The organism is Kribbella sp. NPDC031520 (assembly GCF_055580825.1).
Map to the genome: position 1 here is coordinate 364,768 of NZ_JBVIKS010000002.1, position 17,423 is coordinate 382,190.

A 17,423-nucleotide genomic window follows, 5' to 3' on the forward strand; every position below is an offset into this window, starting at 1 on the left:
AGAAAAGCTGGAGGATCATGAAAAGCGATTGATTCTTATCAAGACAATCGCCAAACGCGATACATTGGGGAGCATGTACGAGTTGCGGCACCTGGCGACGCTGGCCGCGGTCGCCGACGAGGGATCGTTCGGGCGCGCGGCGAGCCGGCTCGGGTACACCCAGTCCAGCGTGAGCCAGCAGATCGCCGTCCTCGAGAAGGCCGCCGGCGGTGCGCTCTTCGACCGCCCAGGTGGGCCGAAGCCGGTACGGATCACACCGCTCGGGGAGGTCGTCCTCCGGCACGGACGCGAGCTGCTGCGCCGCGCGGACGAGATGCACGACGGGATCGAGCGGTTCCGGGCCGGCGACAGCCGGATCGACATCGGCACGTTCCAGACCGTGTCGAACACTCTGCTGCCGCGCGTGATCGGCGGGCTCCGGGACGCGCACCCGGGCTGCGACATCCGCCTGTTCGAGGAGGAGACCGACTCCCCCGATCTCACCCACCTCGACCTGATGTTCTTCGACGGCCGGGGCGGCGACGGGATCGACAGCGCCAAGCTGCTCGACGATCCGTACTTCCTGGTCGCACGTCCCGGCGACTTCGAGCCCGGCTCCGTCCCACTCGCAGCGCTCGACGGGTTGCCGCTCGTCGCGCACCCGGCGATCTGTCACCAGGCCGTCATCGAGGACTTCCTGCGCGCTCGCGACATCCGCCCGCAGTTCGTGTTCCGTACCGAGGGCAACGAGGCACTGCTGGCGATGGTACGGGCGGGCCTCGGCGCGGCGTTGATGCCGCGCCTCGCCGTACTCCGGCACGACGAGAGCCTGGCGCTGCACGAACTCGCGCCAGGTCTCCCGCCGCGGGAGATCTACTTGCTGTGGCAGGCCGGCCGTACGCATTCGCCACTCGCGGCGCATGCGATCGAGCTCGCGCTCAAGGCGGCTGCCGACCTCAGCTGACGGTGAGCACCTTGGACGCCGTCTGCGTCCCCTGGTGGTCAGCGTCGGCCAGCCAGACCACGCGGTACGTGTAGGTTCCGCGGGCCGTCGGCTTGATGCTGAACGCGTACTTGCCGTTCGTCGTCAGCTTCCCGGTCGTCACGGCCACCCACGTCGTACCGGACCGCCGCTGCAGGTAGGCCGTCGTACCGGCGTGCGCCGGGTTCAGGTACCCGTACAGCAGCGTCGATCCACCGAGCCGGATCGCGGATGGAGTCAGGTACGCCGAGAGCGCCGGGTGGACCTGCACCAGCGCCGCCGCGCTGCGCGTGCCGAGCACACCGGCGGCGCCGTTGTAGCCCCACATGTAGTACGTCGACACGGCCGGCTTCTGCGACACGCTGACGATCCCGTTGGCGTCGGACGTGTACGAGCCGACGGTCGACCACTTGCTCGCGTTCTTCGCCTTCTCGTACAGCGCTACCGGTACGCCGGCCAGCTTGCCGCCGTCCAAGTTGGTCACGGCCGTCGACAGCGTGACCGCGCCGGTGTACATGATCGAGGCCGCACTCGCGCCGATCGTCGCCTTCGAACCGACGAGCCGTACGTCGACTCCCGGACCCACCTTGCCCGTGGCGTCCTTCGTCCACACCCGGTAGGCGTAGCTGGCGGAGTTCGAGAGCCCGGTCTGGGTGAAGATGCTCGCCGCACCGTTGTAGACGGCCGTACCCGTGGTCGTCAGCTGTGGCGGAGTCGAGCCGACTGCGTTCCGCAGCATGACCGTGGTGTTCGTGGGCTTGGTCCAGCGCAGGGTGGCGGCCGCGACCCCACCAGTCACGCTGAAGCTGCTCACCGGCGCCGGCGGCGCGGTCAGGTTCAGGTAGTCCTTGTCGATGTTCATCGTGACGCCGCCGTTGGTCTCACTCACATCGAGCTTGTACTGATGTACGCGCTGGTGATTGCTCCAGTAGGCGGCCGGGATCCGCGAACTCGTCCCGAGCGTCGTCGACGCCGTGTCGGCGAACCAGATGTTGTCCGGGCGGGTATACGCCGTGTTGTTGTAGGCGTTGGACAAATCGATTTGACCCGACGCCGCGACGTACGCACCGCCCTGGTACCCACGAGCGTTCAGCGCCTGCGTCCAGCCGCTCAGGTACGACAGCACGACCGCCGCGCACGCGGCGTTCGACGTGTACGCCTCGATGTCGCTGTAGATCGCGCTCCGCTGGGCGAACCCGAGCGCCTGCGCGGCGGCGACCGCGTTGATCGCGGCGTTCTGGCCCTGGATCCGGGCGGTGGAGGCCACCGAGGACATCTTGGTCTGGAAGTTCGAGCACGGCGCCTGGTAGCCGACGTCGATCAGCAGGAACTGCCATCCGTTGGCCGCGTTCGCCGACACCCAGCCCGGCGTCAGGTTCGGCTGGGTCGCGCAGCCGCGCAGCGCGCCGCTGATGTAGATCCCGATGCCCTGGTAGGCGGGGCGCCACGCGTCCATCGTGGACTGCGACGGTGCATCGCAGGTGTCGAACCCGTTGCCGGCGAAGTTGCCCGTGGCAACCACCGTCGGCGTGACCGTGGCCTGCTGGGTGACTCGTGCGGACGGTGTCTTCGTCACCACGCGACCGGTGGCGAGTACGTCGCTCGCGGCACGCTCGGCACCCGGCGCGTAGTAGGCCGTGGCGAGTACGCCCGCGTCGGTGATCGCGCGTCGCAGGAGGCCGTCGCCGGACGGCTGCGTGGTCGTCAGCGGCTCCAGGATCAGGCCCGAACTCCGGCCGACCAGGTGCGCCGGGCAGTCGGACTGCGCCGTACTGCGGCCCAGGTACACCGCCGGCTGGTCGAGCCGCACGCAGGCGGTCGGGTTTACGGCCAGGTCCACAACCGGCCAGTTGGCCGGGACAGTCACCTGGTACCCACGGTAGGAAACGGTCTTCGTGTCGCCGGCAGCCGCCGGACCGGCGGCGGTGACCCCCGCTACCAGCGCGAGGGCAAGCGTGAGCCCCCCAGGTCTGAACAACCTCACAATGCTCCCCAGTTCGTCGATGGACGGGTGCCCCCAAGTGAAGGCGAGCACCTGCTCTTCTGTCGAAGAGCTTCCAGCACTCGCCTCGATGCCCAGATGCTATCGGCGCCGTCCCTTCGCCCGCTCGGCGCCTGTTTTGGATCGATCGGTCTATAACGTGCTATGCTAACGACCATGGCGAGACCGAGGACTTTCGACGAGGAGCGCGCCGTCGACGCCGCGATGCGGGTGTTCTGGACGACGGGCTACGAGGCGACGTCGACCCAGGACCTGTGCGCAGCGACCGGCCTCGGCCGGAGCAGCATCTACAACACCTTCAACAGCAAGCGTGACCTGTTCGACCGGGCACTCCGCCGGTACGCGGAGCAGTTCACGGCCACCCAGCTCGAGGTGATCCAGGACGCCGCAGTACCGATCCGGGAGCGGATCCGGCGGATCCTCTGGACCGCGGTCGAGCCGGAGCCGGACGACCCGGCGGGCTGCTTCGTGATCAACACGATCGTCGAGCTCGGCCCGAAGGATCCCGAGATCGTCGAGTTCCTGGACCGCGACCACGAGCTCAAGCTGGTCGCCTTGACCACCGCGATCAAGGCGGCGCAGGCCGCCGGTGAAGTCGACGCGGAACAGGACGCGGCCGCTTTGGCGCAGTACGTCTTCACCGTCCTCGGCGGCCTGCGGGTCGCCGCCCGGCGGAACGCGCCACCGGAGACCCAGCGGGCCGTCGTCGAGGCGACGCTGCGCAGTTTCTGAAGACTCTGCTGCCCATATTTTGAACCGATTGATCTAATACGAGAGGACCTCATGCCCCGCGCTGTCTACCTGCTCGGCCTGGCGATCTTCGCCCAGGGCACGTCCGAACTGATGCTCGCCGGCCTGCTCCCGGAGATCGCGAGCGGCCTGCACGTCTCGATCCCGGCCGCCGGCCTGCTGATCTCCGCGTTCGCCGTCGGCATGCTCGTCGGCGCCCCGATCCTCGCCGTCACGACACTGCGGTGGTCCCGGCGCGCCGCGATGCTCGCGTTCCTGACGATCTTCGCGCTCACGCACGTGGCCGGCGCGCTGACTTCCTCGTACGGCGTGCTGCTCGCGACCAGGGTCGCCGGAGCGTTCGTGTACGCCGGGTTCTGGGCCGTCGCCTCGGTCACCGCGATCGAATTGGCGGGGCCGCAGGCACGCGCGAAGGCGATGAGCATCCTGGCCGGCGGGCTCACCGTCGCGACGATCGTCGGGCTGCCTGCGGGGACGCTGCTAGGTCAGCACCTCGGCTGGCGGTCGGCGTTCTGGGCGGTCGCCGTACTGTCGGTGCTCGCGATCGGCGGCGTGCTCGCCACCATCCCGGGCGGCCGTTCGGAGAACCTGCCGCAGCTGCGCGACGAGGTACGCAGCATGGCGAATCCGCAACTGTGGCTCGCGTACGGCACGACCGCACTGTCGACCGGCGCGATCCTGGTCGTGTTCAGCTATCTCGCTCCCCTGCTGACCGGTCCGACCGGTCTGTCCGAGGCGTGGGTGCCGGTGATCCTCGCGCTGTACGGCGTGGGCGCGCTGATCGGGATCACGATCAGCGGACGGACCGCGGACCGGCGGCCGTTCAGCACCCTCGTTCTCAGCCTCGCGGGGGTCGTCGTGGCGGCGATCGTGCTCGCGCTGGCGACCGGTACTCCGTGGCTCGCAGTGCCGGCGGTCATCGGCATCGGCACGTTCGGGTTCGCGACCAACCCGGCGGTGAACTCGCGGGTGTTCAGCGTCGCCGGGTCCGCGCCGACGCTGGCGGCAGCGTTCAACATCTCGGCGTTCAACGTCGGCATCACGGTCGGACCGTGGCTCGGGGGTCTCGCGCTGGACGCAGGCGCCGGCTATTCGTCGGTGGGCTGGATCGGGGCCGGTCTCGCAGTACTTGCCGCCGGCACCGTTCCGCTCGCCGCCCGGGCCGCTGCGCGGACGAGGCGCGGTGCGCCCGCTCAGCCGGCGTACGAGAGCGCCAGCTCGATGACCGGCGTGTAGCCGGAGCGCCGGGCCTCGGTCCACGTCGCGGCGCCGCCGGCCAGATCGTCGGTCGTCATCCGGTAGATCAGCGACCGGATCAGCATCTGCCCCCACTCCGGCAGGTGCGCCCACCGCGCCGCGAGCTCCCGCTCGGCGCCGTACCAGCACAACGCGTCCGCGACCGCGACCGCCGACGCCCACGCGGTCGGACGCCAGTACACCGGCCAGTCGATGATCGCCGGCGGCAGCCCGTCGGCGAACAGCACGTTCCCCGGCAGGTCCCCGTGGACGACCTGCGCGACCAGGTCCACCGGCCGCCAGGCGTCGACGAGCGGCCCGACGAGTTCGGCGTACGGCGGAGTCCCGACGTACGCCTGCTCCCGCCACGCAACCCGATCGCCGTCGCACCACGGATCGTGGCGGGTGTCGATGAAGTCCGGCCGTGGCAGCCCAGACACCGCCTCGTGGAACGCGGCCGCGGCGACGAGCACGTCATCCTGCCGACGGACGTCAGTCGCACCGGCGAGCAGCTCGTTCGCCTCCCACCCGAACGCGACCCACTCACCATTCGTCGACCGCACGGGCCGCGGCACACGGAAGTCCTTCGACTCCGGCAGCTCGCTCAGTACGTCGCCGCGCCAGGCGCTCTCTCCGTCCGCCCGCTTGAGCACGACCGCACCCGAGCGCCACGTCTCGCCCTGACCGCCCGCCAGCCGGACCGGCGGCTCCGACAACCCGAACGCCGCCAGCACCTTCTCCTCCGGACCGTCCATGCCTGCACTCTTTCATCGCACCGGCTCCAGGCGGGTCGGAGCACGACGAGCGGGCCGGCGCGCTCTAGGATTTCGCGGTGACTGATCTCGACCTGTTCGGCGACCTCGACACCGGCGCACTGCCGGAACGGCAGCAGCGGATCCTGGTGGTGATCCGGGACTGGGTGACCCGGTACGGTTACCCGCCGAGCAGCCGGCAGATCGGCGACGCGGTCGGGCTGAGGTCCTCGTCGTCGGTGTCGAAGCACCTCGCCAGCCTGGAGGACAAGGGCTTTCTGCGCCGCAGCCCGTCGGTGTCGCGGCCGATCGACGTACGGATGTTCCTGCAGGACATCACCGCACAGACCACCAGCGACGAGAACGTCCCGGTCCCGGTGGTCGGTGACATCGCCGCCGGTACGCCGATCTCGGCCGTCGAGCACGTGGACGACGTACTGCAACTCCCCCGCGGGCTGACCGGCCGCGGCACCGTGTTCGGGCTGCGGGTCCGCGGCGAGTCGATGATCGACGCGGCGATCTGCGACGGCGACATCGTCGTGGTGCGCCAGCAGTCCGAGGCCCACTCCGGGCAGATCGTCGCCGCCATGATCGACGAGGAAGCCACGGTCAAGGTCTACCGCCGCCGCAACGGCCACGTGTACCTCGAACCACGCAACCCGGCCTACGAGGTGATCGACGGCGACGACGCCACCGTCCTCGGCGTCGTCGTCTCGGTCCTGCGCAGCGTCTAACGTTCGAGATTGCTCTTCAGCCGGGCGAGGTTGGCCGGCATCTCCTTACGGGACTGCGGTACGACGATCAGCGGGACCAGGACCTTGCCGATGCCGTTCCCCTCGAAGGCGAGGTCGATGGTCAGCGTGCTGGCGTCGCGTCCGGCGATCGGCTCGACGGTGACGTTGACCGTCGCCCGGATCGGGCCGTCCTCGCCGCGCACCGCCCACGAACGCGGCGGGTCGAACACGGTCAACCGCGACGTCACGTCGCGTTCACGGCCGCCGATCTTCCGGGTGGTCAGGCACTTCGCGCCGACCATCGGCTCGCCGCCCTCAAGGTGCCCGCCGGTGACGCCGGCCTGCCATTCGGGAAAGTGGTTCGGGTCGGTGACGTACGCGAACACGTCGTCCGCGGTCCGTTCGACCTCGACCTTCGTGACGATGGTCGTCATCTCGGTTCTCCTTCCAGTTTCGCCAGGCGTTCGTGGAGCAGATCCAGTTGGGCTGGGTTGGTGGTGAGTTCGGCGGCGCGCGCGTCGGCGGCGTGGGCCTCGGCCGGGCGGTCGAGATCGCGGAGGAACTGGGCGCGCGTCGCGTGGAAGAGCGGGTAGGTGCCGAGGTCGGCGGCCAAGGTGTCGAGCTCGGTCAGCGCGGTCGCTGAGCCCCGCACGTACGAGAGGGCGATCGTGCGGTGCAGGCTGGTCACCGGGTTCGGCTGCAGGGTCAGGAGCATGTCGTAGAGAACGAGGATCTGCGGCCAGTCCGTCTGGGACCAGTCGGCGGCCTCGCTGTGGCAGGCGGCGATCGCGGCCTGCAGTTGGTACGGGCCGGGTGCGTGGTGGCGGCGGGCGGTGCGCGTGAGGAGGGCGGTTGCTTCGGCGATCGCGGCGTGGTCCCACAGCGTGCGGTCCTGGACCGCCAGTAGTACGAGGTTCGGGGTGAAGCGGGCCGCCGTACGGGCTCGGTGCAGGCGGATCAGGGCGAGCAGGCCGGCTACTTCGGGTTCGTTCGGGAGCAGCCCGTGGAGGAGCGCGGTCAGCCATTCGGCGTCGTCGACCAGGTCGCGGGAGTGCGCGCGTTCGGCCGTACTGGACAGGTAGCCCTCGTTGAAGAGCAGGTAGATGACGGTCAGTACTTCGGTCAGCCGCTCGGGCAGCTCGTCGTCGCGCGGGATCCGGTACGGGATGCCCGCGTCGGTGATCTTGCGCTTGGCCCGGGTGATCCGCTGGGAGACGGCCGACTCCGACGCGAGGAACGCCGCTGCGATCTGCGCGGTCGTCAGCCCGCACACCACCCGCAGCGTCAGGGCGATCTGGGCTTCCCGCGCGAGGGCCGGGTGGCAGCAGATGAAGATCAGCCGCAGCCGGTCGTCGCGGGGCTGCGGCTCCAGCGGTTCGAGGAGCGCGAGCTTGGCGCGGTAGTTCTGCCGGCGCCTCAGTACGTCGAGGCCGCGGCGCTTCGCGACCGTGAAGAGCCATGCGTCCGGGCGCTCCGGGATGCCTTCGACCGGCCAGCGTTCGAGCGCGATCTCGACCGCGTCCTGGACCAGGTCCTCCGCCGCCGCGAAGTCGCCGAGCAGCGAGACCAGCGCACCCGCCAGCCGGCCCGCGTGGTCGCGGACCACGCGGGCGAGCTCGTCCTGACCGGTCACATCTCAGCGACCGGGCGGATCTCGATCACCGGGCAGGCCGGCCAGGTCCGCACCATCCGGAGCGCCTCGTCGAGGTCCTCGACCTCGATCTCGGTGAACCCGGACACGACCTCCTTGCCCTCGATGAACGGCCCGTCGGTCGTCAGCACCGACCCGTCCAGGCGGACGGTCGTCGCGGTCTCGGCACCCTGCAGCTTGCTGCCCCGGTTGGTGATCTTGTCCGCGTGGTCCTCGAACCACTGGTACACCCGCCGATACGCGTCCTCCTTCTCGGCCGGCTCCAGCGCCGCGAAGTCCTTCGCGAACTGCTCGGTCTCGACGAACATCAGCACGTACTTCACCGTGTACCTCCTTCAGGCCAGTGTGGCGTACAGGTCGACACCGTTCCCGGACGGATCCGCGACGGTCGCGTACCGCATCCCCCACGGCGCGTCGTACGGCTCCTGCAGGCCGGTCACCCCGGCGGCGACGAGTTCGGCGTACGTCGCGTCGACCTCGGCCGGCGTGCCGTACTCGACGGTCAGGAAGATCCGGCCGAGCTTCGGCGGGGTCCAGTTCGCGGTGATCTTGCTGCGCGCCGCGTCGGTGTCGAGCATCAGGTGCAGGCCGTTCGGCAGGTCACAGCCGGCGTGGTCGTCCGGCATGTACTGGTCGCGCTCGAACTCGAGCCCGAGCCGGCGGTAGAACTCGATCGCCGCGTCCAGGTCGGTGACGGCGATGTCGATGATCTTCACGGTGTTGATCGGGGTGGCCACTGCACTACTCCTCTGGCTGGTGAACAACTCTCACTCAGCAGACGATCGGCGTACGCCGGGATCCGACACTCTGACAGGCTGGGGCCATGAGACATCCGTTCTTCGCCCGGATGTACGCCCGGGTCCGGCCCGCGCTCGACGAGGCGGGCGCCGCCGAGCACCGCCGCCGGCTGCTCGCGGGAACGGCGGGACGCGTGATCGAGATCGGTGCCGGAGACGGCGGGAACTTCGCGCACTACCCGCCCGAGGTCACGCACGTGCTCGCGGTAGAGCCCGAACCGTTCCTCCGCGCACAGGCCGTACGCCAGGCTGCTGGTGCGCCGGTCCCGGTCGAGGTCGTCGAGGGCACAGCCGATCAGCTGCCAGCCGCTGACTCCTCAGTGGACCTGGTAGTCGTCTCCCTGGTCCTGTGCTCGGTCCCCGACCAGGCCGCCGCGCTGGCAGAAGCCCGTCGCGTACTCCGCCCCGGCGGCGAACTCCGCTTCTACGAACACGTAGCCGCGGACTCGGGCCGCCTGGACACCGTCCAGCGTCTGGCCGACGCCACCCTCTGGCCACTCTTCGTTGGCGGCTGCCATACCCACCGCGACACGACAACCGCCATCACCAACGCCGGCTTCGACATCGAGGAACTGGACCGCTTCCACTTCCCGCCTGACCGCACGACCCCCGCGAGCCCACACGTCCTCGGCCGCGCGACGCTCAGGGCGTGAGGTCCATGGCCGCGCGGCCGTCGCTCGCGAAGTCGGTCGGGACGGAGACCTGGTCGTGGACGATCATCCACTCGCCGTCGAGCTTCCGCCACGCCGACGTCCAACGCAGCCAGTAGTCGATCCTGCCGCCGGCGGCCATGGTGGCGTTCATGTGGTTGAGCGAGTAGACGACTGCGAGGTCGCCGTCGACGAGCACGGTCAGGTCACGGACGTCGTACTCCAGCGGCACCTGGAAGGCCTGGAACACCTCTTCCCAGTTGGCCATCTTCTTGCCGGCGCCGAGATGGCGCAGCGGTGGCTGGATGTCGAACGAGACGATGTCCGGCGCGAAGATCGTCTTCAGCGCGGCCAGGTCCCCGGTCCGGACGGCGTTCAGCAGGACGTCGATGCGCTCACGGAGCTCGACCTCGGAGACTGCGTTGTTTGTCATACCCGGTACGACGGAACAGCGCCTCGTACTGTGAGACCTCACGTTTCCGCGGGCCGTTTCGTCGTAGGAGGTATGAGCGAGATGAGTGAGCCTGGGCTGAGCGCGATCATGAGCGAGCGGCGGCAGCTGATCAACCTGGCGTACCGGTTGCTCGGCTCGCTGGCCGACGCCGAGGACGTGGTCCAGGAGACCTATGCCCGCTGGTACGCGATGGCCGACGCCGAGCGGGAGGCGATCGACAACCCGCCGGCCTGGCTGACCAAGGTCGCGAGCCGGATCTGCCTGGACCTGCTGCGATCCGCGCGCGCCCGCCGCGAGCGGTACGTCGGCGAGTGGATCCCGGAGCCGCTACCGGAGAGCAGCGAGTGGCACACCGGCCAGTCCTCGCCCGACCCTGCGGACCGGGTCACGCTGGACGAGTCGGTGAACATGGCTTTCCTGGTCGTGCTCGACGCGATGACACCGGCCGAGCGCGTCGCGTTCATCCTGCACGACGTGTTCCGGTACCCGTTCCCGGAAGTCGCCGAGATCGTCGGCCGGACGCCCGCCGCCTGCAGGCAGCTGGCTTCGTCGGCCCGGCGGCGGATCCAGGATGCGGAACTCCCGACCGCGCCCTCGGCGCGCCGGGCACAGCTCGTCCAGGAGTTCAAACAGGCCTGGGAGGCGACCGACATCGCGGCGCTGGTCAGCCTGCTCGATCCCGACGTCACGGCGGTCGCCGACGGAGGTGGCGTGGTGAGCGCCGCGCTCGAGCCGGTGCACGGCGGCGCGGAGGTCGCCCGGTACTTCACCGAGCTGCCGGTGTTCCGGCTCGGCCGGAAGCTGCTCGAGCGGACGGTCAACGGCCAGCCCGGCCTGGTGATCCAGTTCGAGGGTGTCACCGAGACTGTGATCGCGTTCGACGTGGACGGCGATCACATCAGGAGGATCTGGGCGATCCGGAACCCGGAGAAGCTGCACCCCTGGACGCACTGACCAGCGTCGTCACGGTCTCCTGCGCACAGGCCTTGTTCACGCCGATCCCGCCGCGCGCGCCGCGTTTGATCCAGCCCGCCACGTAGTGACCGGGCCGGTCGACGACGGCGCCGCGGACGTTCGGCACGATCCCGCGGTCGGCGTCGAACGGCAGCCCGTCGATCGGCTGTCCCTCGAACCCGATCGCGGTGAACAGGTTGCCCGCCTCGATCGTCTCGCCGGTGTCGAGCCTCAGGCCTTCCGACGTCCACGCCGTCGGCCGGGCGTGGTACCGCAACTCGACCCGGTCGCCGGCAAGCGCAAGCAGTTCCTGCAGAGCCGGTTCGGTGTACGCCGCCTGGTCCGGCCCGCGCCGCCCGAGCAGCACGACCTCCTTCACCCCGCTCGCCGCGAGCACCCGCCTGACTTCGGGCCGGAGATCCATACCGCGCAGCTGTTCCTCGTCGCTCAGCAGCAGACGTGCGACGTCCAGCGCGACGTTCCCGTTGCCCACGACAACCGCCCGCGGCCCGACCAGGGTAGGAGGCGCCATGGCACCCGGCCGACCGTTGTACCAGGCAACGAACTCCTCCGCGGTGCAGGCCGCGTCCTCGCCGGGGATCCCCAGTCGCCGGCTCGCACGAGCCCCGACGGCATGAATCACCGCGTCGAAACCGTCCGGCAGCTGACCCGGGGCGGCCCCTCCCTGCAGGTCCCTCGCATCGCTGCCAGGCCGCCACCGCACTCGCCGGTGGTGGGTGATTCGTTGGAAGGTTTCGACGATCTGCTTGGTAGTCGGATGATCCGGCGCGACGCCGTACCGGACCAGCCCGCCGACCTGGTCGAGGCGGTCCACGACCGTGATCTCGGCCGTTGTCCGCAGCAACAACTCGCGGGTGGCGTACATCCCGGCCGGTCCGGCGCCGACGACCAGCACGCGCCGCGGTCCGCCGCCCCAGGTCTGGTACGACACCGGCTCCCAGCTGTCCAGGTCGGTCGCGTCCAGCGGCTCGGTGTCCGCGAAGTGCGCGGCGTTCCGTACGACGTCCTCGGGCGCCGACTGCTCGGCCGGCTTGGCCGCGTCGACCGGGCAGATGTCCGCGCAGGCGCCGCAGTCGATGCAGGTCCGCGGGTCGACGAACAGGCTCGCCCCGGCACCGAACCCGGGCTCACCCGGCGCCGGGTGGATGCTGTTCATCGGGCAGACCGCGACGCAGCTCGCGTCCGAGCAGCAGTCCCCCGAGATCGCGAACGTCACAGCAGACCGGTCCGCCGGTACACGCGGGACGCCGCCGGCGTCAGCAGTCCGACAGAGCCGAGGAAGTCCATCAGGTTCGCGCAGCTGGTCCGCAGCAGGGACCGGTGGTGCTCGTTCCGCCGTGCCTCGCGGACGGCACGGTCCGCGTCGAGGCCGACGTTCACGTACACCTCTCGGCCGACCATGCTGGACGCGATCATGTCCGCCGCGATCGCGATCACCAGCGCACTCACCCAGCGCCGCCCGCGTCCCGCCCCGGCCAGCCGTTCGCGGGTCTCCTCGCGCGCGAACACCATGTGCCGCGACTCCTCCACCACGTGGATGTGGTTCACGGTCCGGACGATCGGCTCGACCCGGCTGTCCCGCATCCAGTCACGCTGCATGACGTCCAGGACCTCTTCGGCCACCAGGATCGCGGCGTACGCCGACTCACCGGTCGCGACGGTCTTGAACATCCGGCCGAGCTCCCGCGCCAGCAGCCGTGGCCGGTACGCCGGCTCGACGATCCGCTCGGTCGCGCGGGCGAACATGATCGAGTGCCGGCACTCGTCGGCGATCTCGGTCAGCGCCCACTGGAACTCCGAACTGCGGGCGGGTTTGCCGTAGATGTCGCGCAGGATCAGTTGCTGCAGGATCAGCTCGAACCAGATCCCGGTGGTCGCGACCGACGCCGACTCGTGCCGGGTCAGCTCCCGCTGCTGCGCCTCGGTCAGCTCGTCCCAGTACGGCATGCCGTAGAGCGTGCTCCACTCCGGTGACATCCCGTACCCGTCGCCGATCGGCGCGTCCCAGTCGATCTCGGTCCCGGGGTCCCGGGACAACCGGCTCGCCGATCCCAGCAACCGCTCAGCAGTCTGGTCCACCGCGCACACCTCCGAAGCGATATGACATCGTCTATGTAACATAACTGATGGTCCACGCTTCTGTCGAGGATGCACACTCAGGTGACGCGCACTACATTGATCTGCGCGGCTGCATGGGCTGTACGACGCCAACTCCCAGGAGTCCTCCAGTGAGAATGTGGCCCCTCTACGCCGCGGGCTTCACGACCGCGTTCGGCGCGCATGCCGTCGCGGCCAGTCTCGGCGGGATGTCGTCCGACGCCGTCACGTCGTTGATGACCCTCGGTGCGTTGCTCGCGTTGTACGACGGTGCGGAGATCCTGCTGAAGCCGGTGTTCGGGTCGATCTCGGACCGGATCGGCGCCCGCCCGGTGCTGCTGCTCGGCCTCGTCGGCTTTGCTGTTGCCTCAAGCACCTATGTGGTCGCGGACCGGCCCGGCTGGTTGTGGGTCGCCCGGCTCGGCCAGGGTGCCGCGGCGTCGGCCTTCTCCCCCGCGGCCTCCACGCTGGTCGCCCGGCTCAACCCGTCGGCGAAGCACGGCCGGGCGTTCGGGAGTTACGGGTTCTACAAGAGCATCGGGTACACGGCCGGGCCGTTGCTGGGCGGCGGGATCGTCTGGCTCGGTGGGTTCCGGCTGCTGTTCGGCGTGATGACCGTACTCGCGGCGGCGGTCGCGGTGTGGGCGCTGGTTGCCGTACCAGTCGTGCCGCCGTTGCCGCGAACCCGGCAGACGGTGCTGGATCTCGCGCGGCGGATCACCGACCCGGCGTTCCTCCGGCCCACCGCGGCCCTGGCTGCGGCAACAGCTGCTCTGTCGGTCGGAGTGGGCTTCCTGCCGGTCACGGGCGCGTCGGACGGACTCGGAACGATCGCCACCGGCGCCGCCGTTTCCTTGCTCGCGGCAACAGCTGCCGTAGTACAACCACGCTCCGGCCGTGCCCTCGACGCAGGCAAGCTGACCACTCGTACGGGCATCTCGGTCGGTCTCGGCCTCGCCGCCGCCGGCTTCGTCTGTGCTGCACTACCCGGTGTCGTGTTCCTCCTGGTCGCCGCTGCGCTGATCGGCGCCGGGACCGGCGTCATCACGCCGCTCGGCTTCGCGGCCCTGGCGGCGAGTACTCCCCCCGAACGTCTCGGCCAGACCATGGGCACGGCCGAGCTGGGCCGCGAACTCGGCGACGCGGGCGGCCCGCTGCTGGTCGCAGCCGTCGCCTCGATCGCGGTCCTCGACGCGGGTTACGTCGTACTCGCCGTACTGCTGGCGGCCGGGTTGTTCATCCTTCGTCCCGCACGAAGGTGAACAGGGTCTGACCCTTCACCAGAGGTTGAGGTACACCTCTGAAGCGGTGTACGCCGACGCCGAAGCCGGCCTCCTTGTCGGACAGCCAGACCCGGTCGAACTCGTGCGCCTCGAACCAGTCGCAGATCGACGGCACCAGGTCCGGGTCCTCGCGGTGCCGGGTCCAGATCACCATGCCGCCGGTGCGGCAGAACTGCGGCGCGGCGGCGATCGTGCGCCGGATGTCGGTCGGCGTGATGTTGCCGAAGATCCCGCACAGCAGGACGACCTCGGCCGGTACGAACCCGTCGTACTGATCCGTCAGCGACGCGTCACCGGTGATCACCTCGACGTTCTCCGGCGCCCGTTCCCGCGCCCACGCGGACAGTTCCGGATCCAGCTCGACGAGTCGCGCGCGGACGTCCGCCCGGCGTGGGTGATCGACCAGTACGTCGAGCAGGTCGCGGCCCTGCCCCGCGCAGAGACTGATCACCGGCACCGGCCCAGCCGGCGCGCTGTCGAGCGCGTCCCGTACCTGCGCCTTCACCACCGCCAGGCGGCCCGAGAGTTCCGACCCAGGATCGTCGTACCGCTGATGCCACGCCTGCCAGTCCATGCCAGGAGACTACGGTGGCCTAGGCGCACCTTCCTGCGGGTCCGGCGCCGGGCATCTGTAACCTCACGGTGACGGACAGGCAGGAACTTCCGGGCCCGACTGATAGTTGTTCTTCAGGGGCCCGGGCGCGATCAGAGGAGAGTCATGGCAAGGCGTGTCGAACAGAAGGCCGCGGCCCGCGAGCGGATCGCGGCGCAGCTGGCCGCCCAGCAGCAGGCCGAGCGGCGCCGGCGCCTCCTGCTCGCGGTCGGTGCGGTCGTTCTGGTCGTGGTGATCGTCGGCGGGCTGGTGGCGATCCGGCTGGCCGGCGGCGGCAAGAAGACCACCACCGGGGCGAGCGGCTCGGCCGACGCGGCACTGATCACCGCCCTCTCCTCGATCCCGGCGTCCACCTTCGCGACGGTCGGGAGCGCCGACGTGAAGACGGCGCCGTCCGCGATCAACAACCAGCCGGCGCTGACCGACAACGGCAAGCCGAAGGTCCTCTACATCGGCGCCGAGTACTGCCCGTTCTGCGCGGCCGAGCGCTGGCCTGTCGTCGTCGCGCTGTCCCGCTTCGGCACCTTCAAGGACCTCGGCACGACGCACTCCGCGGCGGCCGACGTGCACCCGAACACGCCGACCCTGTCCTTCCACGGCTCGACGTACACGAGTCAGTACCTGGCCTTCACCGGCGTCGAGACGACCACGAACGAGGTGCAGGGCAACAGCTACAAGCCGCTCGACACCCCGTCGGCGGCGGACCAGGCGACGCTGGAGAAATACGACAACGCCCCGTACGTCGACAAGAACAGCGCCGGGTCGATCCCGTTCATCGACCTCGGCAACAAGTTCATCGGCTCCGGGGCGACGTACGACCCCGACCTGCTGGCCGGTAAGACCCAGGCCCAGGTCGCGGACGCGATCAAGGACCCGTCGAGCGCGATCTCGAAGGCGGTCATCGGGTCGGCCAACGTCTACACGGCGGCGATCTGCAAGCTGACGAACAACCAGCCGGCCGCCGTCTGCAACACCGAGGCCGTCACCGCGGCCGCGGGCAAGCTCGGCCCAGCGAAGGGCTGAGGCCGTGGCTGATACTGCTCAGCGATCGGCCAGGACGTCCTTGGGTGTGATCCCGTGGGCGATCCTGGTCGTGTCGGTGGCCGGACTCGGGGTCGCGGGATACCTCACCTACGAACACTTCACCGCCGGGACCACCCTCGCCTGCCCCGACACCGGCGTCGTCAACTGCGCAAAGGTCACCACCAGCCAGTACTCGAAACTCTTCGGCATCCCGGTCGCGGTCCTCGGCCTGGCGTTCTTCGTCGGCATGACTGCGCTCTCGGTGCCGCCGATGTGGCGTACGGCGTCGCCGTGGCCGGCCCGCCTGCGCCTGGCCGGCGTACTGACCGGTGTGGTGTTCGTGTGCTACCTGATCTGGGCCGAGCTCTTCCAGATCAATGCGATCTGCCTGTGGTGCACGGTCGTCCACGCGCTGACGCTGGTGTTGTTCGGGCTGGTGATCATCCGGCTGGCCCTGGTACCGCCTGCTTCATAAGTGGGTACTGGAGCTGTATGACAGCGCCAGGGGCCGAGCAGTGGGTGCCGCACGACGGTGGGATGCGGAAGCTGCGCGCACAACTGCCGGACTGTCGTGGGTGTGAGCTGTGGGAAGACGCGTCGCAGGTCGTCGGCGGCCAAGGCCCCGTCCGGGCGCGGATGATGCTGGTCGGTGAGACGCCGGGCGATCACGAGGACAAGGAAGGCCGTGTCTTCGTCGGCCCGGCAGGTCATCTGCTCGACAAGGCTCTGGTCGAGGCGGGCATCGAGCGGTCGGACGTGTATCTGACGAACGCGGTGAAGCATTTCCGGTTCGAGCGGCAGGGCAAGCGCCGGATTCACAAGACGCCGAGCGCCGGCCAGATCACCGCGTGCAAGCCGTGGGTGATCCGGGAGCTCGAGATCGTCAAGCCGTCCCTGGTCGTCGTCATGGGCTCCGTCGCGGCGAAGGCGCTACTGGGCCCATCCTTCCGAGTGACCCAGCAGCGCGGTGAGCGGGTGGAGCTCCAGAGCGGGCAGCCGGCTGTTGCCACCGTGCATCCGTCGGCCGTCGTCCGGTCCGACAACTTCCGCCGCGATTTCGACCACTTCGTCCGCGACCTTCGAACGGCGGTCGAGCTGCTCGGCTGACCCGCTGGACGTCAGCGTCCGACGGCCTTCTCGAGCTGAGACTTCGTCATCTTGGAGCGGCCCTTGATGTTCTTCTGCTTCGCCTCGTTGTACAGCTGCTCCTTGGTACGGCCCTTGGAGCCGCTGTGCGAGCGAAGGCCACCGCGCCGGCTCGACGAGATGTCGTCGGTCGACGTCCGGCTCTGCTGTTTCGACTCGCCGGAGCGGGCTCGTTCCTTGTTCACGGTCCGGGCCGCGATCTCCTCGGCCCTGTCCTCGCTGCGGCCGCGTTTCTTCAGCCCGGCCTTGATGTGTTCGTACTGGCGTTCGCGCTTCGGGCTCGATCCTGCGGGCATCTC

The 17,423-nt window shown here is 69.5% G+C and carries 21 protein-coding genes; 10 read left to right on the forward strand and 11 right to left on the reverse strand.

Going from position 1 to position 17,423, the window contains the following annotated elements; all coding sequences use genetic code 11:
* Positions 1-73: 73 nt before the first annotated feature.
* Positions 74-943, forward strand: a complete 870-nt coding sequence (locus ACZ5BU_RS10390; RefSeq protein ID WP_465697418.1) for a LysR family transcriptional regulator — start codon at positions 74-76, stop codon at positions 941-943.
* Here the strand turns inward: ACZ5BU_RS10390 and ACZ5BU_RS10395 are convergent.
* Entirely contained in the window at positions 936-2,939 is a 2,004-nt protein-coding gene (locus tag ACZ5BU_RS10395; RefSeq protein WP_465697420.1) for a DUF1906 domain-containing protein, read from the reverse strand. The two genes, ACZ5BU_RS10390 and ACZ5BU_RS10395, sit on opposite strands and share 8 nt — an antisense overlap.
* 180 nt (positions 2,940-3,119) lie before the next feature.
* On the opposite strand from ACZ5BU_RS10395, the gene ACZ5BU_RS10400 reads away from it, so the two are divergent.
* Positions 3,120-3,695: a TetR/AcrR family transcriptional regulator gene (locus ACZ5BU_RS10400; protein WP_465697421.1), complete on the forward strand. Its 576-nt coding sequence runs from the start codon at positions 3,120-3,122 to the stop codon at positions 3,693-3,695.
* A gap of 51 nt (positions 3,696-3,746) precedes the next feature.
* Positions 3,747-4,949: a Cmx/CmrA family chloramphenicol efflux MFS transporter gene (locus tag ACZ5BU_RS10405; RefSeq protein WP_465697423.1), complete on the forward strand. Its 1,203-nt coding sequence runs from the start codon at positions 3,747-3,749 to the stop codon at positions 4,947-4,949.
* Here the strand turns inward: ACZ5BU_RS10405 and ACZ5BU_RS10410 are convergent.
* Positions 4,907-5,704, reverse strand: a complete 798-nt coding sequence (locus ACZ5BU_RS10410; protein ID WP_465697425.1) for a TIGR02569 family protein — start codon at positions 5,702-5,704, stop codon at positions 4,907-4,909. The two genes, ACZ5BU_RS10405 and ACZ5BU_RS10410, sit on opposite strands and share 43 nt — an antisense overlap.
* 77 nt (positions 5,705-5,781) lie before the next feature.
* Here ACZ5BU_RS10410 and lexA point away from each other — a divergent pair, with 77 nt between their 5' ends.
* Complete coding sequence (gene lexA, locus ACZ5BU_RS10415) at positions 5,782-6,435, forward strand: transcriptional repressor LexA (protein ID WP_465697427.1); 654 nt, start codon at positions 5,782-5,784, stop codon at positions 6,433-6,435.
* Here lexA and ACZ5BU_RS10420 read toward each other — a convergent pair.
* Genes ACZ5BU_RS10420 through ACZ5BU_RS10435 form a run of 4 tightly spaced genes read right to left on the reverse strand, consistent with a single transcriptional unit; the run spans position 6,432 to position 8,823 of the window.
* Positions 6,432-6,869, reverse strand: coding sequence for an SRPBCC family protein (locus ACZ5BU_RS10420; RefSeq protein ID WP_465697429.1), 438 nt, complete (start codon positions 6,867-6,869; stop codon positions 6,432-6,434). The two genes, lexA and ACZ5BU_RS10420, sit on opposite strands and share 4 nt — an antisense overlap.
* Positions 6,866-8,068: an RNA polymerase sigma factor gene (locus ACZ5BU_RS10425; RefSeq protein ID WP_465697431.1), complete on the reverse strand. Its 1,203-nt coding sequence runs from the start codon at positions 8,066-8,068 to the stop codon at positions 6,866-6,868. The genes ACZ5BU_RS10420 and ACZ5BU_RS10425 overlap by 4 nt, the downstream gene beginning before the upstream one ends.
* Positions 8,065-8,409, reverse strand: a complete 345-nt coding sequence (locus ACZ5BU_RS10430) for a YciI family protein (protein ID WP_465697432.1) — start codon at positions 8,407-8,409, stop codon at positions 8,065-8,067. Before ACZ5BU_RS10430 ends, ACZ5BU_RS10425 begins: the two co-directional genes overlap by 4 nt.
* 12 nt (positions 8,410-8,421) lie before the next feature.
* Positions 8,422-8,823, reverse strand: coding sequence for a VOC family protein (locus tag ACZ5BU_RS10435; protein ID WP_465697434.1), 402 nt, complete (start codon positions 8,821-8,823; stop codon positions 8,422-8,424).
* 86 nt (positions 8,824-8,909) lie between these two features.
* Here ACZ5BU_RS10435 and ACZ5BU_RS10440 point away from each other — a divergent pair, with 86 nt between their 5' ends.
* Positions 8,910-9,536: a class I SAM-dependent methyltransferase gene (locus ACZ5BU_RS10440; RefSeq protein WP_465697436.1), complete on the forward strand. Its 627-nt coding sequence runs from the start codon at positions 8,910-8,912 to the stop codon at positions 9,534-9,536.
* On the opposite strand, the gene ACZ5BU_RS10445 is transcribed toward ACZ5BU_RS10440, so the two are convergent.
* The gene (locus ACZ5BU_RS10445) at positions 9,526-9,966 is read right to left on the reverse strand and encodes a YybH family protein (RefSeq protein WP_465697438.1); all 441 of its coding nucleotides are present in this window, start codon (positions 9,964-9,966) and stop codon (positions 9,526-9,528) included. The two genes, ACZ5BU_RS10440 and ACZ5BU_RS10445, sit on opposite strands and share 11 nt — an antisense overlap.
* A gap of 72 nt (positions 9,967-10,038) precedes the next feature.
* Here ACZ5BU_RS10445 and sigJ point away from each other — a divergent pair, with 72 nt between their 5' ends.
* Positions 10,039-10,941: an RNA polymerase sigma factor SigJ gene (gene sigJ / locus ACZ5BU_RS10450; protein ID WP_465697440.1), complete on the forward strand. Its 903-nt coding sequence runs from the start codon at positions 10,039-10,041 to the stop codon at positions 10,939-10,941.
* On the opposite strand, the gene ACZ5BU_RS10455 is transcribed toward sigJ, so the two are convergent.
* Together ACZ5BU_RS10455 and ACZ5BU_RS10460 are read right to left on the reverse strand one after the other, a co-directional pair.
* Positions 10,886-12,178: an FAD-dependent oxidoreductase gene (locus ACZ5BU_RS10455; RefSeq protein WP_465697442.1), complete on the reverse strand. Its 1,293-nt coding sequence runs from the start codon at positions 12,176-12,178 to the stop codon at positions 10,886-10,888. The two genes, sigJ and ACZ5BU_RS10455, sit on opposite strands and share 56 nt — an antisense overlap.
* Positions 12,175-13,041, reverse strand: a complete 867-nt coding sequence (locus tag ACZ5BU_RS10460) for an AurF N-oxygenase family protein (RefSeq protein ID WP_465697444.1) — start codon at positions 13,039-13,041, stop codon at positions 12,175-12,177. The genes ACZ5BU_RS10455 and ACZ5BU_RS10460 overlap by 4 nt, the downstream gene beginning before the upstream one ends.
* 155 nt (positions 13,042-13,196) lie before the next feature.
* Here ACZ5BU_RS10460 and ACZ5BU_RS10465 point away from each other — a divergent pair, with 155 nt between their 5' ends.
* Positions 13,197-14,321, forward strand: coding sequence for an MFS transporter (locus ACZ5BU_RS10465; protein WP_465699233.1), 1,125 nt, complete (start codon positions 13,197-13,199; stop codon positions 14,319-14,321).
* On the opposite strand, the gene ACZ5BU_RS10470 is transcribed toward ACZ5BU_RS10465, so the two are convergent.
* On the reverse strand, positions 14,296-14,916 hold the full coding sequence (locus ACZ5BU_RS10470) for an SAM-dependent methyltransferase (RefSeq protein ID WP_465697446.1): 621 nt from the start codon (positions 14,914-14,916) through the stop codon (positions 14,296-14,298). The genes ACZ5BU_RS10465 and ACZ5BU_RS10470 overlap by 26 nt on opposite strands.
* 144 nt (positions 14,917-15,060) lie before the next feature.
* Between ACZ5BU_RS10470 and ACZ5BU_RS10475 the strand changes: the two genes are divergently transcribed.
* From ACZ5BU_RS10475 to ACZ5BU_RS10485, 3 genes are read left to right on the forward strand one after another with little or no spacing between them, the layout of a single operon-like run.
* Positions 15,061-15,978 carry a DUF929 family protein gene (locus tag ACZ5BU_RS10475; protein ID WP_465697447.1) on the forward strand — a complete coding sequence of 306 codons (918 nt, stop codon included), beginning with the start codon at positions 15,061-15,063 and terminating at the stop codon, positions 15,976-15,978.
* A 4-nt stretch (positions 15,979-15,982) separates the two neighbouring features.
* Positions 15,983-16,453: a vitamin K epoxide reductase family protein gene (locus ACZ5BU_RS10480; protein ID WP_465697449.1), complete on the forward strand. Its 471-nt coding sequence runs from the start codon at positions 15,983-15,985 to the stop codon at positions 16,451-16,453.
* A gap of 17 nt (positions 16,454-16,470) precedes the next feature.
* Positions 16,471-17,085, forward strand: coding sequence for a UdgX family uracil-DNA binding protein (locus ACZ5BU_RS10485; RefSeq protein ID WP_465697451.1), 615 nt, complete (start codon positions 16,471-16,473; stop codon positions 17,083-17,085).
* 11 nt (positions 17,086-17,096) lie between these two features.
* Here ACZ5BU_RS10485 and ACZ5BU_RS10490 read toward each other — a convergent pair whose 3' ends face one another.
* Complete coding sequence (locus ACZ5BU_RS10490) at positions 17,097-17,420, reverse strand: plasmid stabilization protein (RefSeq protein ID WP_465697453.1); 324 nt, start codon at positions 17,418-17,420, stop codon at positions 17,097-17,099.
* Positions 17,421-17,423 lie beyond the last annotated feature (3 nt).

Bases quoted from the DNA above. Each gene is read 5' to 3' on its own strand.
- ACZ5BU_RS10475 (WP_465697447.1), top strand. From the start codon at position 15,061: ATGGCAAGGCGTGTCGAACAGAAGGCCGCGGCCCGCGAGCGGATCGCG.
- ACZ5BU_RS10390 (WP_465697418.1), top strand. From the start codon at position 74: ATGTACGAGTTGCGGCACCTGGCGACGCTGGCCGCGGTCGCCGACGAG.
- ACZ5BU_RS10410 (WP_465697425.1), bottom strand. From the start codon at position 5,704: ATGGACGGTCCGGAGGAGAAGGTGCTGGCGGCGTTCGGGTTGTCGGAG.
- ACZ5BU_RS10440 (WP_465697436.1), top strand. From the start codon at position 8,910: ATGAGACATCCGTTCTTCGCCCGGATGTACGCCCGGGTCCGGCCCGCG.
- ACZ5BU_RS10405 (WP_465697423.1), top strand. From the start codon at position 3,747: ATGCCCCGCGCTGTCTACCTGCTCGGCCTGGCGATCTTCGCCCAGGGC.
- ACZ5BU_RS10445 (WP_465697438.1), bottom strand. From the start codon at position 9,966: ATGACAAACAACGCAGTCTCCGAGGTCGAGCTCCGTGAGCGCATCGAC.
- ACZ5BU_RS10400 (WP_465697421.1), top strand. From the start codon at position 3,120: ATGGCGAGACCGAGGACTTTCGACGAGGAGCGCGCCGTCGACGCCGCG.
- sigJ (WP_465697440.1), top strand. From the start codon at position 10,039: ATGAGCGAGATGAGTGAGCCTGGGCTGAGCGCGATCATGAGCGAGCGG.
- ACZ5BU_RS10470 (WP_465697446.1), bottom strand. From the start codon at position 14,916: ATGGACTGGCAGGCGTGGCATCAGCGGTACGACGATCCTGGGTCGGAA.
- ACZ5BU_RS10465 (WP_465699233.1), top strand. From the start codon at position 13,197: ATGTGGCCCCTCTACGCCGCGGGCTTCACGACCGCGTTCGGCGCGCAT.
- ACZ5BU_RS10490 (WP_465697453.1), bottom strand. From the start codon at position 17,420: ATGCCCGCAGGATCGAGCCCGAAGCGCGAACGCCAGTACGAACACATC.
- ACZ5BU_RS10485 (WP_465697451.1), top strand. From the start codon at position 16,471: ATGACAGCGCCAGGGGCCGAGCAGTGGGTGCCGCACGACGGTGGGATG.
- ACZ5BU_RS10420 (WP_465697429.1), bottom strand. From the start codon at position 6,869: ATGACGACCATCGTCACGAAGGTCGAGGTCGAACGGACCGCGGACGAC.